This is a genomic window from Polaribacter sp. Hel1_33_96 (genome assembly GCF_002846595.1).
Taxonomy (GTDB): Bacteria; Bacteroidota; Bacteroidia; order Flavobacteriales; family Flavobacteriaceae; genus Polaribacter.
The window spans coordinates 2,366,552-2,383,935 of sequence record NZ_PJMV01000001.1 but is presented as its reverse complement, the minus strand read 5'-3'; the positions used below and the strand labels follow the sequence as shown (position 1 = coordinate 2,383,935).

Here is a 17,384-nt window from a genome sequence, read left to right as displayed (position 1 = left end):
AGTTGCTTTAGCTATTGTTTTTTTAATAAAGAAATATGTTTTTCCTACAAAGAAAGACAAAAATTGCAATACTGATTGTGGCTGTCATTAAAACCTTAACAGAATATTAGTAATCTTTAAATGATAGGTTTTTTAACTTTGGTTCCTAATCTGAATACAAATAAAAACTTAAATATTTAGTCCCATGCAAAAAGCTATTTTATCAATTATAATTTTTACGATTACTTTAATTTCATCAACAGAATTTACAGCACAGGGATTTTCAAAAATCGATGTAAGTCCTATGGATGCTGCTGCTCATCCTAATAATTGGAGAGAAGCTAATAAACTTGTAAAAGTAGTTTATAGTAGGCCTCAATTAAAAGGCAGGTCTTTAGATAAATTGGCTCCAAATGATAAAGTTTGGAGAACAGGTGCAAATGAAGCGGCAGAAATTACATTTTATAAAGACGTAACTTTTGGAGATAAAGAAGTAAAAGCGGGTACATATACACTGTTTACGATTCCTACAGATGGAGATTGGACGGTTATTTTAAGCAACCATAAAAATATTTGGGGTTCTTATTTTTATAAACAAGAACAAGATGTAGCAAGGGTTAGTGGTAAATTCTCAAAATCAGAAAAATTAATTGAAGCATTTTCTATTGTTTTTGATGGTGAAGGAGATAGTACAACTATGTATTTAGGTTGGGGAAATACAATTGTTTCTGTTCCTGTAAAGGGTTAAAATTAGATTGTTAAAAAATTTAATACCTCAAAAGCTGAATGACTTTTGAGGTATTAAATGAATTCATTAAAAAGAATTTAAAATCTTAAACAGTTTGCTTTAGTTGCCATTTCCAAGCAGTTTCTAAAGTTTTCTCTAGGCTTATTTCTGTTTTCCAATTCAATTCTTTATTTGCAATTGCAGTATCAGCAAAAGCAACTACTACATCACCTTCACGTCTTCCAACAATTTTATAATTTAGTTTTATATTATTTACTTTTTCGAAAGTATTAATAATTTCTAAAACAGAACTTCCATTACCTGAACCAACATTAAAATATTCAAAAGATTTTTTATTTTTTTTATCGATAAGCCTTCTTAAAGCTGCAATATGTGCCCTGGCTAAATCTACAACATCGATATAATCGCGAACTGCAGTTCCATCTTTTGTAGGATAATCATTACCGAAAACAGATAATTCTTCACGCATTCCTGCTGCAGTTTGTGTGATAAATGGGATTAAATTTTGAGGAACTCCAAGAGGTAATTCTCCAATTTTTATAGATGGATGACCACCTATTGGATTAAAATAGCGCAAAGCAATTGCATTGATATTATGTGCTTTGCTTGTATCTTTAATAATTTCCTCACCAACTTGTTTTGTATTTCCATAAACAGATTCTGCTGCTTTTACTGGTGCCTCTTCTGTTATAGGTAGTTTATCTGCTTGTCCGTATACTGTGCAAGAAGAAGAGAAAATAAAATTATCTAATTTTCTGTCTCTCATTTCTTGCAATAAATAAATTAATGAGTTAAAATTATTTTCATAATATTCTAAAGGTTCGCCCATACTTTCACCAACAGCTTTATAAGCAGCAAAATGTATAATACCATCAACATGATTGTTCTTAAAAAAATCTTTTACATCGTTTTTAATCCGCAGATCTATCTGATGAAAGTCTGGCTTTGTTCCAGTAATTTCTGTAATTTGACCTAATACATCAATTGTGGTATTAGATAAATTATCTATAATTACTACTTCAAAACCTTTGTTTTGTAGTTCTACTACAGTATGAGAACCTATAAAGCCTAAGCCTCCTGTTACCAATATTTTTTTCATTTTAGGGGTGTGTTTTTTTTTTTATTTTAAGAAATTTGTAATTGTTCGTGTAATAAAACTTAGTTGTTCTTTATCTAATTCTGTATGCATAGGCAAAGAAATTACCGTTTTTATCAATTTATTGGTTACAGGAAAATCTTCTTCTTTGTACCTGTCGTCAACATAGGCTTTTTGAGAATGCAAAGCGACAGGATAATAAATGGCATTTGGAATCTCATTTTCTAATAAATGCTTGTGTAATTCATCACGTTTACCATTGGTGATTTGCAATGTGTATTGATGAAAAACGTGGCAATTACAAGTAGCACAAATTTTTCCACAAGCATTTGTTGTGGGTGTAATTATATTGGTATTGTTAGCAAAAGCTGTATTGTAAAAACGCGCAGCATTTCTTCTGGCTTCACAATAAGTATCTAATAAAGGTAGTTTGGCTTTTAAAACGCCTGCTTGAATAGAATCTAATCTAGAATTTACACCAACAACATCATGATAGTAACGTGTATACATTCCATGATTTACAATGCCTCTTAACGTGTGAGCAAGCTCATCATCATTTGTAAAAATTGCTCCACCATCTCCATAACAACCTAAGTTTTTTGATGGAAAAAAAGAGGTTGTTCCTACATGTCCTATCGTTCCAGCTTTCTGTTTTGTTCCGTTTTTAAAAGTATAATCTGCCCCAATGGCTTGTGCATTGTCTTCAATTATAAATAGATTGTGCTCTTTTGCAATTTCTAAAATAGCATCCATATTTGCAACTTGTCCAAATAAATGAACAGGAACAATTGCTTTAGTTTTTGGAGTAATCACTCTTTTTAAAGCATCAATATTAATATTGAACGTTTTTTCATCAACATCAACCAAAACAGGAGTCAGTTTTAAAAGTGCTATTACTTCTACTGTGGCTGCAAACGTGAAATCTACGGTAATAACTTCATCTCCTTGTTCTAGGCCAAGACCCATCATTGCAATTTGCAAAGCATCGGTTCCATTTGCACAAGGAATTACATGTTTTACATCTAGGTATTCTTCTAAATCTTTTTGAAACTCTTTAACTAAAGGTCCATTTATATAAGTAGATGAGTTAAGAACTTCTTGTATAGAATTGTCTACAGTTTGTTTTATTTCTTGATATTGACTTTGTAAGTCAACCATTTGAATTTTTTTCATGAGTCAGATTTCTATGAACAAAACAAAAATACGATATTATTCTTTTATCTTTGGTTATATAAAATGTTTTCAAATGAAATTTTTTAAAAAACTTCTAAAAATTATTATTGGATTATTAGTACTGTTCATAGTTGGAGTTTGGTTGTTTTCAAAAACATATCACCCAAATTATAATGATGAGATTAAAATTAAAAATTTATCTGAAGAAGTAAGTATTTATTTTGATGATATTGGTGTTCCGCATATTTATGCTAAAAATCAAAAAGATGCTTATATGGCGCTAGGATATGTGCATGCTCAGGACAGGTTGTGGCAAATGGAATTGATTAGAAGAATTGCTTCTGGACGATTGTCAGAAATTTTTGGAGAAAAATTGGTAAGGACAGACAAACTTTTTTCTGGTTTAGGAATTGAAGAAGCGTCAGAGAAAACCATCGCTAATTTGGATAAAAATTCGCCAAAATATAAATTAGCAATAGCCTATTTAGATGGGTTAAATCAATACATAGAAGAAGGGAAAACACCTTTAGAGTTTACTTTAGTTGGTGTAGAAAAAGAAAATTATACATTAAAAGATATGTATAACGTATTTGGTTATATGGCTTTTAGTTTTGCAATAGCGCACAAAACAGATCCGCTTTTAACAGAAGTGAAAGAGAAATTAGGAGAAACTTACTTTAAAGAATTAATAGGAGGAGAATCTGAAAACCTGACTATTATTAAAAATGAGAAAAATGCAGCATTAACAGGGCGTTTTGCAAAAGCTATAAATGATTTGTATGATGTTTTGCCAATATCACCTTTTATAGGAAGTAATTCTTGGGTTATTGGAGCAGACAAAACGAAGAATGGAAAGGTGATTTTTGCTAATGATCCTCATATTGGTTTTTCCCAACCATCAGTTTGGTATCAAGCGCATGTAACAACTCCGGATTATGAAATGTATGGATTTCATTTGGCACTAATTCCTTTTCCACTTTTAGGGCATAATAAAGACTACGCTTATGGTTTAACGATGTTTGAAAATGATGATGTAGATTTTTATGTGGAACAAGAAAATCCCGAAAACAGAAATCAATACAAATCAGAAAATAGATTTATAGATTATAAATTAATTGAAAAACGTATTAAAATTAAAGATAGAAAAGACAGTGTTTATAAGATAAAAGTAAGTAAGCATGGACCTGTAATGAATGGAATTATTGATCATTTAGATGATGAGCGTTCAATTGCGATGCAATGGATTTATACTAAAGGTAAAAATCAAATTTTGGATGTAGCTTATGAGATTTCTCATGCTAATAATTTATCAGAATTTAAAAAAGGAGCCAGTAAATTACATGCACCAGGTTTAAATATGATGTATGGTGATGCGGAAAATAATATTGCCTGGTTTGCTTCCGGAAAATTATATACTTATAGAGATTCTTTATACACAAAAACCTATTTAGATGGAGCTTCTGGAAAGGATGAAATTCTAGGGTATTTAGATTTTGAAGAAAATCCGCAAGCGGTAAATCCAAGGTGGAATTATGTGTATTCTGCAAACAATCAGCCAGATTCTGTTGCAGGAATGCTATATCCTGGATATTATTTAAATGAAGATAGAGGTAAAAGAATTGTCAATTTGTTAGAGTCAAAAAATGATTGGACCAAGGAAGATGTTGCAAAAATGATGTTCGATGTTACTTCTCCAAATGCACCAATTATTATTGCTGATTTTATAAAATCAATAAATCAGAGAGATTTGTCTGTGAGTGAGAAAAAAGCAATTTATTTTTTAAAAAACTGGAAAGGTAATTTTGAGATAGAAGAAGTTGGACCTGTAATTTATAATCGAATGGTATATGAGTTTCAGAAAAACACTTTTGCAGATGAAATGGGAAAATCTTACAGTCAGTTTGCGAATACGCCTTTCATAGAGAAGATATTACCAGTGCAAGCAAAAAGAGTAAATTCTATTTGGTGGGACAATATTATGACCAAGGATAAAATTGAAAATAAAGAAGATATTATCAATACATCTTTTAAAAATGCGTTTGCTTTCTTACAAAACCAATTAGGAGGGAACGTTGAAGATTGGACATGGAAAAGAGTTATTTCTGTAGAATATAAACATGCAGTTGGTGAAGTTGCAGGTTTAAGAAAATATTTTAATGTAGGTCCTTTTGTAACCGCTGGAGGAGATCAAGTAATTAATAATCAAATTTACGATATTGATTCTACGGGTGTTTATAAAGTGAAAGCGGGGCCTTCAACCAGACGGGTTGTGGATTTCTCAGATGTAGAAAATAGTTTCGCAATTGTGCCTACAGGTCAATCTGGCAGGGTCTTTAGTAAACATTATAAAGACCAAGCTCAAAAATATTTGAATGGTGAGTTTGTGAAAATGAAAATTAATCAATCTGAAATCGAAAGAAGTAAAAATTTGCTGGTTTTGAAGCCTAAAAAATGATTGATTTAATGAGAAGCTAAAGTTGTTTTAGCTTCTCATTTTTTCTATACTTCCTTATAAACTTCGTCAAAAGGAATTCTAAATCGATCACCATAAACACCTTCAGGTTTTCTAATTCCGCAAGAAACAATCATATTTACCTCTGAGGCAAATGGTAAGCCAAGTAAATTTTTTATTCGCCAAGTATCTGATCCTTCCATTGGGCAAGTATCATAACCTTCTGCCGCCATTGAGAGCATAAAGTTTTGGGCGGCTAAACCACAAGTTTTATGAGCAACAATTCTCATGTCACTTTTTCTAACCTCCCTGTAAATAGGTTTAAAAAGGCCGATAATAAGAGTCATTAAGAATTTAAAATAACCCAAAATTCCTAAAAAATCTGCATATGCAAAAGGGATTATTTTTCCATAATAATTTCTTGCTACTTTTTCTCTACTACTTTGTTTTGTTTTCGGATTATTTGCGCCAAAATTAGCATCCATAAAGCTTAAATTAGCTTTGGCTCTCTTTTTCCATAAATCTTTTCGAACAACAAAAACTACTAATTGTTGAGCTGTTTTTGCTGCATTTTGATTAAAACAAAATGGCGCAATCTTATCTATAATATCTTTGGATGTAATATGATAAAATTCCCATAATTGCATGTTGCTACTGTTCGGGGCTAAAGAAGCCTGTTCAATACATTTTTTAACAATGGTTTTATCTATTGATTTTTCATTGTCGTAAATTCTTACTGAACGTCTATAGTGTATAGCCTCAGATACTGTTTTTTCTTGGGACATAAAATTTATGAGAGTTTTTGTATTTTTTTATTCATCAACCAAAACCAAAGAGGTGGAAAGAATGAAAGTAACATCATTCCTGGGTATCCTGTTGGCATTTGGGGACTTTCTGGTACTGTTTTTAAAAGTTGATAATGTTTTGATCCATTATAATGATGGTCTGAATGACGTGATAAATTGAACAACAAAATTTGTCCAACTTGATGATCTGAATTCCAAGAATGATTTCTTTTTACTTTTTCATAACGACCATTTTCATTCTTTTTTCTGAGCAAGCCATAATGTTCTATGTAGTTCACAGTTTCAAGGAAAGCAATTCCAATAACCGCAGCAGCTATAAAATACAGTAGGACTGTTTTTCCAAAGAAAAAGTAAATCAAACTTAAAAGTACAACATTACAAATTGAATAAATAACCATTCTATTTTGATGATGAAACCAGCTTCTTTGTTCTTGAATCATTCTTTTGTTTTCTAGTTTCCATGCTTCAATGTAACTTGAGAAATGAGAGCGAATCCAGAACGTGAATAATACCTCGTTTTTTCTTGCAGTTGCAGCATCATTTGGAGTTGCAACATTATAATGATGCCCTCCATTATGGTAAGGTAAAAAATGAGTATTTAACGAAGTGAGTAATAAAATTTCACCAATAAATTGATCAATTCTATTGTTTCTGTGCCCTAATTCATGGCCCACATTTATACCAATAATTGTACACATGATTCCCATAGAAAATATACGTCCAAAAATTTCTAAATTTGTTAAATTTGCTTCTTGTATTGCGTATAAAAAAAATATTAAACAGGGCACTTGTACAAATACAGTAGCATATAAGAGATAGGTATACAATTTGTTTTCTTTTTCAATTTTTTCTTCTTCTTTGTTGAAGTTAACCTTGTTGGGTTTTATCATAAATTCTATAAGAGGGACTAAACCAAACAAAATAATAGCGGGTATATAGGTAAGCCAGCCTTTACAGGTGAAAGAGATGAATACAAAAAAAGGAACGACGAATATTGAAAAATATTTGAAAGCTTTCATTATTTAAAGAAGAATTATTTTCTAAATATACCAATTACTTGCAAGCGTTCCAAATTACTTCGTTAGGACTAGGTGCAATAACAGAAATCTCTTCTTTAGAAACAGGGTGAGTAAACACTATTTTTCTAGCATGCAAGTGTATGCTTCCGTCTTTATTACTTCTATTAAAGCCATATTTTAAATCTCCTTTAATAGGAAAGCCAATAAATGATAATTGAGCTCTAATTTGATGATGTCTTCCAGTTTCTAGATCAATTTCTATTAAGGAATAATTATCTAATTTTTTGATGACATTGTAATGTAAAATTGCTTTTTTAGAATCCGTAATTTCTTTGCTGTAAACAGAAGATTTGTTGTTCTTAGGATTCTTTTTCAGGAAATTTATTAAAGTATCTTTTTCTTTTTTTGGAGTGCCTTTTACAATAGCCCAATATGTTTTACGAATTGTTTTATCACGTAACATTTTGTTTAAACGTTCTAAAGCTTTAGATGTTCTTGCAAAAATAATAACACCAGAAGTGGGTCTGTCCAATCTATGAACAACTCCTAAAAAAACATTTCCAGCTTTGTTGTATTTGACTTTAACATATTCTTTTACAACATCGCTTAAAGGTTTATCACCCGTCTTATCGCCTTGTGTGATATCTCCAGAACGTTTGTTAACAATAATTATATGATTGTCTTCAAATAAAACGTGTAAGTTTTCTTTTGTAGAATGCATGAACGATTATTTAAAATCTTTTGCAACATCCTCATTTACGCTATCAATAAAATCTAAAAATTCTTTACGACCTAATCTAGTGGAAGAAGAAGTAAGAAATGTCATCGGTAAAGTTTCCCAAGAATTTAGTAATTTCTTTTTATAGGAAGTAATTTGTTTATTTAATTTAGAGCTACCTAGTTTATCTGCTTTGGTAAAGACAAGGCAAAAAGGAATTTGGTTTTCGCCTAAAAAGTGCATGAATTCCAAATCGATTTTTTGCGGATCATGTCTGCTATCAATCAAAACAAAGGTACAAACTAATTGTTCTCTTTCTTTAAAGTAGTTCTCTATAAAATATTGAAAAATAGTTCTTTTCTTTTTAGAGATTTGAGCATACCCATAACCTGGTAAATCTACTAAAAACCATTCATCATTTATTCTAAAATGATTGATGAGCTGAGTTTTTCCTGGTTTTCCTGATATTTTTGCTAAATCTTTTCGCTCCATTAGCATATTTATTAATGAGGATTTGCCAACATTAGAGCGTCCAATAAAAGCGTATTCAGGAATTCTGTCTTTAGGTGCCTTTGTAACATTACTGTTACTCATCACAAATTCTGCAGATTTTATTTTCATTATAAAAAGTTCTTCGCTGTTGAAATTCTTTACTGCAAAAGTTTAAATATTACCAGAAGTTAACCAATTATGGAGAATAGTATTAAACTCTTCTGGTTTTTCCATCATTGCAGCATGGCCACATTTGTCAATCCAAAACAAATCTGAATTTGGTAATAATTTATTAAAATCTTCAGCAACCTCAGGAGGTGTAACCCCGTCTTGTTTTCCCCAAATTAAACAAGCAGGTTGTTGCATATGTAGCAGGTCATTGGCCATATTGTGTCTGATGGCACTTTTGGCAATAGATAAAGTTTTTAAGGCTTTCATTCTGTCGTTTACAGTCTCATAGACGTCATCTACCAATTCTTTAGTGGCAGTTTTTGGGTCGTAAAAAACTTGCTGTGCTTTTTGTTCAATGTATTCATAATTTCCTCGTTTAGGAAAACTATCACCCATTGCTTTTTCATATAAACCAGAACTTCCAGTAAGTATAAGTGCTTTTACTTTTTCAGGATAATGTTTGGTGAAATATAAGGCTATATGACCTCCTAATGAGTTTCCTAAAAGAATGGCGTTATCTATTTCTTTATATTCTAAAAAATCTTTTAAAAATGCGGCTAAATTTTTGACATTTGTTTTTATAAGAGGCAGAGAATACAGTGGTAATTCAGGAATTAAAACTTTGAATCCATTATTGGAGAAATAATTAAGTGTTGCGCCAAAATTACTTAAAGCCCCCATTAGTCCGTGTAAAACAATGATTGTAGGTCCTTCTCCAGCTTCAGCATAGGTGAAACCACCTTCAGTTTTTAACTTATCCGTCATTGATTTATGTTTGATTTATTGTAAACGCAAAGATAGTTTTTTTTTATAATATATAATTGATTTCAATATCAGTTTACTAAGGCTTTTTACAATTTTCAAAGGAGTGTAAATATAGAGGATTTTTAATACTTATTAACAATGTGGTAAAATGTGGTAAAAAGTGGTAATTTTTATATATTTTTGATATTGATAATTTTTTTGAGTGATAAATTTAATTGGAACATATGAATGTAAGGCAGATGCCAAGGGAAGAGTGATGTTTTCATCAGCTTTCAAGAAGCAATTGTCTTCGGTGTTACAAGATGGTTTCGTTATTAAGAGAGCTGTTTTTCAGCCTTGTTTAGAATTGTATCCAATGCAAGAGTGGAATTTGATGATGGAGAAGGTTAATAAACTGAACAGATTTAAAAAGAAAAATAACGATTTTATAAGAAGGTTTACAGCAGGGGTTAGAATGGTTGAGTTAGATGCTACCGGTAGAATTTTAATTCCTAAAGATTTATGTGATTTTGCAGGAATACAAAAACAAGTAGTCATGTCATCATCAGTAAATATTGTTGAAATCTGGGATAAAGATAAATATGAAAAAGCAATTGATGCTGCAGCTTTAGATTTTGCAGATTTGGCTGAAGAGGTAATGGGAAATACGGATGAAAATGAATTATCATAATCCAGTTTTATTGCAAGAAAGTATAGATGCGCTAGCCATTAAAGAAGATGGTGTTTATGTGGATGTTACTTTTGGAGGTGGAGGACATTCAAGGGAAATTTTAAAAAGACTTGGAAATGAAGGGAAATTGTTTGCATTTGATCAAGATCCAGATGCTTTAGGAAACTTAATTGATGATGAACGTTTTGTATTGATTCCTGAAAATTTTAGATTTATCTCTCGCTTTTTAAGGTTTCATGGAATTAGAAAAGTTGATGGAGTTTTGGCAGATTTAGGTGTTTCCTCTCATCAATTTGATGAGGCCGAAAGAGGGTTTTCAACTCGTTTTGACGGAGATTTAGATATGAGAATGAATCAAAAATCTAAAACTTCAGCAAAAGAAATTATAAATAAATATTCTGAAGAGAAGTTAGCGGAGATATTGTTTTTATATGGAGAGTTAAGAAACTCCAGAAATATCGCAAAGACTATTGTCGAAGAAAGAGAGGAAGAAAAAATTGAAACTAGTTTTCAGTTGAAAAAAGTTTTGAAAAAGTATTTGCCAAATGCAAAAGAGCATAAAATTTTAGCACAAATATTTCAAGCCATTAGAATTGAAGTCAATGAAGAGTTATATGTTTTAAAAGAATTTTTAGGACAGATGCCTAACCTATTAAAAGAGGAAGGAAGGTTAAGTGTAATCTCATATCATTCTCTAGAGGATAGATTGGTAAAAAGGTTTATTAGAACAGGTTTGTTCAGTGGTGAGTTAGAGAAAGATGTTTTTGGTAATTCTAACGAACCTATGCAAAAAGTAGGAAAATTAATTGTTCCAAATGCGGCTGAAATTAAAATAAACAATAGAGCTAGAAGTGCGAAATTAAGAATAGCGACTTTGAGAAGTTATAGGTCCAAAGCAAAAAGTTAGTTATGTCAAAGGTTAAAAAAGGAGTTTATGATTTTTTTAGAGGAAGTTTCCTTACAGATGAATCAGCTTTCAAAAACTGGCGAATTATAATTTTTGTTGTAGCACTGCTGTTAATTATGATTTCGAGTGCTCATAATGCTGATAAAAAAGTGATTAAAATATCAGAATTAAATAAGAGGAAAAGAGAATTAAGAGCAGAGTATGTAGATACAGGTACCGTTTTAATGCGAATGAAAATGGAGTCTAGCATCAGAAAAAAAGCGAAGGATAGAGGTTTAAAACCATCCGAAACACCACCAAAAAAAATAAAAGTAACCTATAAAGATTAATATATTGGCAACTCACAAAAAAAGCATACTTACCAGATTCTACATAGTAGCTGGTTTTATGACGCTTTTTTTATTGGCTATTATTTTTAGGGTTGTAAATATTCAATATGCTCAAGGAGCAAAGTATAAAAAACTTGCAACAGAACTTACTATAAAGCAAGATACCATCAAAGCGAATAAAGGAAATGTGTACGCAGCTGACGGTAATTTGTTGGCGACTTCAATGTCTAAATATACAATAAGGATGGATGTTGTTGCTGTAAACAGTAATGTCTTCGAGAATAATTTTATGGCTTTATCAGAAGAATTGTTTCAGATGTTTGGCAATTCTCCAGAGTATTATCAAAACAAATTAAGAAAAGCAAAAAAACGCCGAAATAGGTATTTATTAATTGCTAGAAATGTAGGTTATAATGATTATCTAAAAATGAAAAAATTTCCAATTTTTAAATTGGGAGTTTATAGGGGAGGATTTATTGCAGAACATAAAACTGTTCGTGCGCATCCTATTGGTAAAATTGCAGAACGTACAATTGGTTATGATGATTTTAGAGGTGAAGCTGGAATAGAAGGTGCTTTTGCTGATTTTATGGAAGGTGAAAATGGTTTGCGTTGGAAACAGAAGATTGCAAAAAATCAATGGAAACCAATTTCAGATGTCAATGAAAAAGAGCCTATCGATGGTCACGATGTCATTACAACAATAGACGTAAATATTCAAGACATTACGCATCACGCCTTGTTACGTCAATTAGAATATTTTGAAGCAGATCATGGTTGTGCTGTGGTTATGGAAACTGCAACGGGCGAAATAAAAGCAATCTCTAATTTAGGGAGAACCTCAAAAGGAAAATATTTTGAAAAAAGGAATTATGCTCTTTGGGAAAGTCATGAACCGGGTTCTACTTTTAAATTAGCAAGTTTAATGGCTGCTTTAGATGATAAAGTAATTGATACATCTACAGTGGTGGATACAGAGAAAGGTAAAGTTTACATTTATAATAGAAAGGTTGAAGACTCTAAAAGAGGAGGTTATGGGAAAATTTCTGCCGCGAGAGTTTTTGAGGTTTCATCCAATGTCGGAATCGTAAAATTAATAAGGGAACATTATGACCAGAACCCAGGAAAATTTATTAGTAAACTAGAAAAATACGGATTTAAAAAACCAATTGGTTTTCAAATAAAAGGTGAGGGATTACCCTATATCCCTAACCCTAAAGATAAAAAAAGATGGAGTAAAATTTCTCTGGCATGGATGTCTTGGGGGTATGGAGTTTCTGTTACGCCTATGCAGACATTGATGTTTTATAATGCAGTTGCAAATAATGGAGTGATGGTAAAACCACGCTTTGTAAAAGAATTAAGAAGACAAGATAAAATAGAGAAAATTTTTCAAACTGAAATTGTAAATTCTAAAATTGCTTCTGATCAAACTTTAAAAAAGATTCGAAAAGTGATGGAAAATGTTGTTATTAGAGGAACTGCAAAGAATATCTATTCTTCTAATTTCTCTATGGCAGGAAAAACAGGGACTGCAAAAAAATATATTCCAAGACATAAAAATGAAAAAGGAGAGACTATTTCTGGTCATTATTCAACAAAACGTTATGTGGCCTCTTTTGCAGGTTTTTTTCCGGCGGAAGCACCTAAATATTCTTGTATTGTAGTTGTGCATGATCCCAATAAAAAGAAAGGTTATTATGGAGCTACGGTTGCAGCGCCAATCTTTAAAGAGATTGCTCAAAAAATTTACACCACAACACCTATAGATAATCAATCTGTAAAAGATAAAGTTGAATTTGAAAGTATAGTAAATCAATATAAAAAATATACTAAAGTTATTAATAAAGAACATACATATATACCAAATGTTCAAGGAATGTCTGGTATGGATGCCGTTTCTCTATTAGAAAATATTGGTTTGAAAGTAAAGATTACTGGAGTGGGAAAAGTAAAATATCAATCGATAAAAAAGGGAGAAACATTAGTGAAAGGAACCACCATTATTTTAAAATTATCGTAAACTGAAAAATTTAAAAGACATATTATATAAGGTTGCAATCAACCAAGTATTTGGGGTTACAAATATTGATGTAAATCAACTTGTTTTCGATTCTAGGAAAATTGAAAAAAATGATGTTTTTATTGCTCAAAAAGGTTTTTCTGTTGACGGTCATTTGTTTATAAATAAAGTGATTTCTTTAGGTGCAATTGCAATTATCTGTGAAGTTTTTCCTTCGGATATAAAAGAAGGAATTACGTATGTGCAAGTTGATGATGCGAATGTTGCTCTGGCGGTTATGGCTTCTAACTTTTATGAAAATCCTTCAACTAAATTTCCTTTAGTTGGAGTTACAGGGACCAATGGGAAAACAACAATTGCATCGCTATTGTATCAGTTATTTTATAAAGCTGGTTATAAAGTTGGATTGCTTTCTACTGTTAAAGTTTTAGTTGATAAAGTTGAGTTTAAAGCGACGCATACAACTCCAGATTCAGTAGCGATTAACAAGTATTTAGATATGATGCTAGATGCTGGTGTAGAATTCTGTTTTATGGAAGTGAGTTCTCATGGAATTCATCAAAAAAGAACAGAAGGCTTAAAATTTGCTGGTGGAATTTTCACAAACCTTTCTCATGATCATTTAGATTATCACGACACATTTGCCGAATATAGAAATGTGAAAAAATCATTTTTCGATTCTTTGCCAAAATCGGCTTTTGCTTTGACAAATATTGATGATAAAAATGGCAACTTTATGTTGCAAAACACCAAAGCAAAAAAGAAAACATATGCTCTAAAAACAGTAGGAGATTATAAAGTGAAAATTTTAGAAAAGCAAATTTCTGGAACTTTAATTTCTGTCGATGGAACTGAAGTTTGGACTAAATTAATTGGCGTTTTTAATATTTATAATTTAACTGCAATTATTGCAACTGCAGATTTATTAGGGTTAGAAAAATTAGAAATTCTAACTATTGTAAGTCAATTAGAAAGTGTAAGTGGTCGTTTTCAATATGTAATTTCTGAAGAAGGTAACACGGCAATTATTGATTATGCTCACACTCCTGATGCCTTGAAAAACGTATTAGAAACGATTAATGATATTAGAACAGGAAACGAAAAAGTGATCACTGTAGTCGGTTGCGGAGGTGATAGAGATGCAACAAAAAGACCAAAAATGGCGCATATTGCATCTCAATTAAGCACTCAGGCAATTTTTACTTCAGATAATCCTAGGTCCGAAAACCCTCAAACTATTTTAGATGAAATGGAAGATGGTGTTTCGCCTGAAAACTATAGAAAAACATTAACCGTCTTAGATAGAAGACAAGCAATAAAAACAGCTTGTAAACTGTCAGAAACTGGGGACATTATATTAATTGCTGGAAAAGGACATGAAAATTATCAGGAAGTGAATGGAGTTCGCTCTCATTTTGATGATTTAGAAGAAGTAACAAACTGTTTTAATCAATTAAAAAAGAACTAAAATGCTGTATTATTTATTCGAATATTTAGAAAGTCAATTTAGTTTTCCAGGTGCAAGTGTGTTTCAATTTATCACATTTAGAGCAGCAGCAGCTTTTATTTTGTCTTTATTGATTTCAGCAATTTTTGGTAAAAGAATTATTAAATTTTTGCAAAAACAACAAGTAGGAGAAACGGTTAGAGATTTAGGCTTAGAGGGGCAGAAACAAAAATCTGGAACTCCAACTATGGGAGGAATAATCATTATTCTAGCAACGTTAATTCCTGTAATTTTATTAACAAAATTAGATAATATTTACATTGTGATTTTGATAATCACTACATTTTGGATGGGTTTTATTGGTTTTTTAGATGATTATATCAAAGTGTTTAAAAAAGATAAAGATGGTTTAAAAGGGAAGTTTAAAATTTTAGGTCAGGTTGGTCTAGGGCTGATTGTAGGGTCAATGTTATATTTTAATGATGGAGTTACGATTAAAGAGCAATTACCAGTGCAGCAGCAAGTTATGCAAGAGAATGGAAGAAAAAAAGTTTTTGGTGAGGCTCACAAATCTACCAAAACTACCGTTCCGTTTTTAAAAGATAACGAATTAGATTATTCAAAAGCGTTGCGTTTTTTGGGTGAAGGTTATGAAAAATATGGATGGATCGTTTTCATTTTTATCACTGTTTTTATTGTTACAGGAGTCTCCAATGGAGCAAATTTAACGGACGGAATCGATGGTTTAGCAGCAGGTTCATCAGCAATAATTGTAATAACATTAGCTGTTTTTGCTTGGGTTTCTGGTAACATAATTTTTGCTGATTACTTAGATGTAATGTATATCCCAAATTCTGGAGAAATGACTGTTTTTATTTTGGCATTTGCAGGAGCTTTAATTGGGTTTTTGTGGTACAATACATATCCTGCTCAAGTTTTTATGGGAGATACAGGAAGTTTAACAATTGGAGGGATTATAGCGGTAATCGCAATTTCAATTCGTAAAGAGTTATTGTTGCCGATTTTAGCAGGAATTTTTGTTGTAGAAAATCTCTCAGTAATAATGCAGGTTTCTTGGTTTAAATACACAAAGAAGAAATTTGGAGTAGGTAGACGTATTTTTAAAATGGCGCCTTTACATCATCATTATCAGAAGTTGAGTTATCATGAAAGTAAGATTGTTGTTCGTTTTTGGATTGTTGGAATTCTTTTAGCGGTTTTCGCAATTGTTACTTTGAAATTGAGATAGATGAAAAGGTTAGTGATTTTAGGAGGAGGAGAAAGTGGAGTAGGGACTGCAATTTTAGGAAAACGAAAAGGGTACGAAGTTTTTGTTTCAGATAACAACAAAATATTAAATAAATATAAAAAAGTTCTTTTAAATAATGAAATTGATTTTGAGGAAAATCAGCATACAGAAAGTAAGATTTTAAATGCTGATGCAGTGGTAAAAAGTCCAGGGATTCCGGAAAAAGTTTTAATAGTTCAAAAATTGATGGAGAACTCAATAAAGGTTATTTCGGAAATTGAATTTGCAGCACAATATACAAATGCAACAATTATTGGGATTACAGGTTCAAATGGAAAAACAACCACAACATTATTAACACATCATATTTTAAAAAAAGCGGGATTAAGTGTTGGAATTGCCGGGAATATTGGAGATAGTTTTGCACAACAAGTTGCTGAGGAAACGTATGAGAATTATGTTTTAGAATTAAGTAGTTTTCAGTTAGATGGCATAGAAAATTTTAAAAGTCACATTGCAATTTTAACCAATATTACACCAGATCATTTAGATCGCTATGAGTATGATTTTGATAAATACATTGCCTCAAAATTTAGAATCACAAAGAATCAAAAAGAAACTGATTATTTAATTTATGATGCAGATGATCCTGTAATCAATAATTGGTTAAAAGAAAATAAAACAAGTGCAAAATTAGTTCCGTTTTCGCTTGAAAAAAAATTAGAATATGGAGCTTATATCAAAGATAATAATATAATCATCAACATTAATAAAGACCCAATTAACATGCCGTTATCAACTTTATCAATTAAGGGAAAACATAATACAAAAAATGCCATGGCAGCAAGTATGGCTGCGCAATTATTAAAGGCTAGAAAACAAGTTATAAAAGAAAGTTTAGAAGATTTTGAGGGTGTAGAACATCGTTTAGAAAATGTTGCAAAGGTAAAGGATGTAGAATATATAAATGATTCTAAAGCAACGAACGTAAATGCAACTTTTTATGCATTAGAATGCATGGATAAAACCACAGTTTGGATCGTTGGAGGTGTAGACAAGGGGAATGATTATAATGATTTATTGCCTTTGGTTAGAGAAAAAGTAAAGGCAATTGTTTGTTTAGGTCTTGATAATGAAAAAATTAAAAATACGTTTGGTAATGTAGTAGATATTATTGTTGAAACTGCCGGGGCCGAAGAAGCGGTAAAAGTTTCTCATAAGTTAGCAGAAAGAGGAGAAGTGGTTTTATTATCTCCTGCTTGCGCTAGTTTTGATTTATTTGATAATTATGAAGACAGAGGGCGTCAATTTAAAAGAGCAGTAAAAAGTCTTTAAAAAGG

The 17,384-nt window shown here is 31.3% G+C and carries 16 protein-coding genes; 9 read left to right on the top strand and 7 right to left on the bottom strand.

Features of this window, described 5'->3' with window-relative positions; all coding sequences use genetic code 11:
- Positions 1 to 184 precede the first annotated feature (184 nt).
- Entirely contained in the window at positions 185 to 727 is a 543-nt protein-coding gene (locus tag ATE90_RS10345; protein ID WP_101451370.1) for a DUF2911 domain-containing protein, read from the top strand.
- 85 nt (positions 728 to 812) lie between these two features.
- On the opposite strand, the gene galE is transcribed toward ATE90_RS10345, so the two are convergent.
- Both galE and ATE90_RS10335 read right to left on the bottom strand, forming a co-directional pair.
- Entirely contained in the window at positions 813 to 1,826 is a 1,014-nt protein-coding gene (gene galE, locus ATE90_RS10340) for a UDP-glucose 4-epimerase GalE (protein ID WP_036787586.1), read from the bottom strand.
- Between the two features lie 21 nt (positions 1,827 to 1,847).
- Positions 1,848 to 2,996 carry a DegT/DnrJ/EryC1/StrS family aminotransferase gene (locus tag ATE90_RS10335; RefSeq protein WP_036787585.1) on the bottom strand — a complete coding sequence of 383 codons (1,149 nt, stop codon included), beginning with the start codon at positions 2,994 to 2,996 and terminating at the stop codon, positions 1,848 to 1,850.
- Between the two features lie 73 nt (positions 2,997 to 3,069).
- Here ATE90_RS10335 and ATE90_RS10330 point away from each other — a divergent pair, with 73 nt between their 5' ends.
- The gene (locus ATE90_RS10330) at positions 3,070 to 5,451 is read left to right on the top strand and encodes a penicillin acylase family protein (protein ID WP_036788345.1); all 2,382 of its coding nucleotides are present in this window, start codon (positions 3,070 to 3,072) and stop codon (positions 5,449 to 5,451) included.
- A 44-nt stretch (positions 5,452 to 5,495) separates the two neighbouring features.
- On the opposite strand, the gene ATE90_RS10325 is transcribed toward ATE90_RS10330, so the two are convergent.
- The 5 genes from ATE90_RS10325 to ATE90_RS10305 are packed head-to-tail and all read right to left on the bottom strand — an operon-like array spanning position 5,496 to position 9,419.
- The gene (locus ATE90_RS10325; RefSeq protein WP_036787582.1) at positions 5,496 to 6,233 is read right to left on the bottom strand and encodes a nitroreductase family protein; all 738 of its coding nucleotides are present in this window, start codon (positions 6,231 to 6,233) and stop codon (positions 5,496 to 5,498) included.
- Positions 6,234 to 6,238: 5 nt separating this feature from the next.
- A complete protein-coding gene (locus ATE90_RS10320) occupies positions 6,239 to 7,273 on the bottom strand; it encodes an alkane 1-monooxygenase (protein WP_036787579.1) in 1,035 nt (344 codons plus the stop codon).
- A 34-nt stretch (positions 7,274 to 7,307) separates the two neighbouring features.
- Positions 7,308 to 7,994 carry an RluA family pseudouridine synthase gene (locus tag ATE90_RS10315; protein WP_036787577.1) on the bottom strand — a complete coding sequence of 229 codons (687 nt, stop codon included), beginning with the start codon at positions 7,992 to 7,994 and terminating at the stop codon, positions 7,308 to 7,310.
- Between the two features lie 6 nt (positions 7,995 to 8,000).
- Positions 8,001 to 8,612, bottom strand: coding sequence for a ribosome biogenesis GTP-binding protein YihA/YsxC (gene yihA / locus ATE90_RS10310; RefSeq protein WP_036787574.1), 612 nt, complete (start codon positions 8,610 to 8,612; stop codon positions 8,001 to 8,003).
- A 42-nt stretch (positions 8,613 to 8,654) separates the two neighbouring features.
- Positions 8,655 to 9,419, bottom strand: coding sequence for an alpha/beta fold hydrolase (locus ATE90_RS10305; RefSeq protein WP_101451369.1), 765 nt, complete (start codon positions 9,417 to 9,419; stop codon positions 8,655 to 8,657).
- Positions 9,420 to 9,621: 202 nt separating this feature from the next.
- Here ATE90_RS10305 and mraZ point away from each other — a divergent pair, with 202 nt between their 5' ends.
- Genes mraZ through murD form a run of 7 tightly spaced genes read left to right on the top strand, consistent with a single transcriptional unit; the run spans position 9,622 to position 17,379 of the window.
- Positions 9,622 to 10,089 carry a division/cell wall cluster transcriptional repressor MraZ gene (mraZ, locus tag ATE90_RS10300; RefSeq protein ID WP_036787570.1) on the top strand — a complete coding sequence of 156 codons (468 nt, stop codon included), beginning with the start codon at positions 9,622 to 9,624 and terminating at the stop codon, positions 10,087 to 10,089.
- Positions 10,076 to 10,996 carry a 16S rRNA (cytosine(1402)-N(4))-methyltransferase RsmH gene (gene rsmH / locus ATE90_RS10295; protein WP_036788343.1) on the top strand — a complete coding sequence of 307 codons (921 nt, stop codon included), beginning with the start codon at positions 10,076 to 10,078 and terminating at the stop codon, positions 10,994 to 10,996. Before mraZ ends, rsmH begins: the two co-directional genes overlap by 14 nt.
- A gap of 2 nt (positions 10,997 to 10,998) precedes the next feature.
- The gene (locus ATE90_RS10290) at positions 10,999 to 11,325 is read left to right on the top strand and encodes an FtsL-like putative cell division protein (protein ID WP_036787568.1); all 327 of its coding nucleotides are present in this window, start codon (positions 10,999 to 11,001) and stop codon (positions 11,323 to 11,325) included.
- Positions 11,326 to 11,383: 58 nt separating this feature from the next.
- Positions 11,384 to 13,348 (top strand): penicillin-binding protein, encoded by a 1,965-nt coding sequence (locus ATE90_RS10285; protein ID WP_101451368.1) that lies wholly within the window; start codon positions 11,384 to 11,386, stop codon positions 13,346 to 13,348.
- Between the two features lies 1 nt (position 13,349).
- Positions 13,350 to 14,816 carry a UDP-N-acetylmuramoyl-L-alanyl-D-glutamate--2,6-diaminopimelate ligase gene (locus ATE90_RS10280; protein WP_036787563.1) on the top strand — a complete coding sequence of 489 codons (1,467 nt, stop codon included), beginning with the start codon at positions 13,350 to 13,352 and terminating at the stop codon, positions 14,814 to 14,816.
- Position 14,817: 1 nt separating this feature from the next.
- Positions 14,818 to 16,044 (top strand): phospho-N-acetylmuramoyl-pentapeptide-transferase, encoded by a 1,227-nt coding sequence (mraY, locus tag ATE90_RS10275; RefSeq protein ID WP_036787560.1) that lies wholly within the window; start codon positions 14,818 to 14,820, stop codon positions 16,042 to 16,044.
- Positions 16,045 to 17,379 carry a UDP-N-acetylmuramoyl-L-alanine--D-glutamate ligase gene (murD, locus tag ATE90_RS10270; protein ID WP_036787556.1) on the top strand — a complete coding sequence of 445 codons (1,335 nt, stop codon included), beginning with the start codon at positions 16,045 to 16,047 and terminating at the stop codon, positions 17,377 to 17,379.
- Positions 17,380 to 17,384 lie beyond the last annotated feature (5 nt).

Bases quoted from the DNA above. Each gene is read 5' to 3' on its own strand.
- rsmH (WP_036788343.1), top strand. From the start codon at position 10,076: ATGAATTATCATAATCCAGTTTTATTGCAAGAAAGTATAGATGCGCTA.
- ATE90_RS10315 (WP_036787577.1), bottom strand. From the start codon at position 7,994: ATGCATTCTACAAAAGAAAACTTACACGTTTTATTTGAAGACAATCAT.
- yihA (WP_036787574.1), bottom strand. From the start codon at position 8,612: ATGAAAATAAAATCTGCAGAATTTGTGATGAGTAACAGTAATGTTACA.
- ATE90_RS10290 (WP_036787568.1), top strand. From the start codon at position 10,999: ATGTCAAAGGTTAAAAAAGGAGTTTATGATTTTTTTAGAGGAAGTTTC.
- ATE90_RS10305 (WP_101451369.1), bottom strand. From the start codon at position 9,419: ATGACGGATAAGTTAAAAACTGAAGGTGGTTTCACCTATGCTGAAGCT.
- murD (WP_036787556.1), top strand. From the start codon at position 16,045: ATGAAAAGGTTAGTGATTTTAGGAGGAGGAGAAAGTGGAGTAGGGACT.
- ATE90_RS10335 (WP_036787585.1), bottom strand. From the start codon at position 2,996: ATGAAAAAAATTCAAATGGTTGACTTACAAAGTCAATATCAAGAAATA.
- ATE90_RS10330 (WP_036788345.1), top strand. From the start codon at position 3,070: ATGAAATTTTTTAAAAAACTTCTAAAAATTATTATTGGATTATTAGTA.
- ATE90_RS10345 (WP_101451370.1), top strand. From the start codon at position 185: ATGCAAAAAGCTATTTTATCAATTATAATTTTTACGATTACTTTAATT.
- galE (WP_036787586.1), bottom strand. From the start codon at position 1,826: ATGAAAAAAATATTGGTAACAGGAGGCTTAGGCTTTATAGGTTCTCAT.
- mraY (WP_036787560.1), top strand. From the start codon at position 14,818: ATGCTGTATTATTTATTCGAATATTTAGAAAGTCAATTTAGTTTTCCA.
- ATE90_RS10285 (WP_101451368.1), top strand. From the start codon at position 11,384: ATGACGCTTTTTTTATTGGCTATTATTTTTAGGGTTGTAAATATTCAA.
- ATE90_RS10325 (WP_036787582.1), bottom strand. From the start codon at position 6,233: ATGTCCCAAGAAAAAACAGTATCTGAGGCTATACACTATAGACGTTCA.
- ATE90_RS10320 (WP_036787579.1), bottom strand. From the start codon at position 7,273: ATGAAAGCTTTCAAATATTTTTCAATATTCGTCGTTCCTTTTTTTGTA.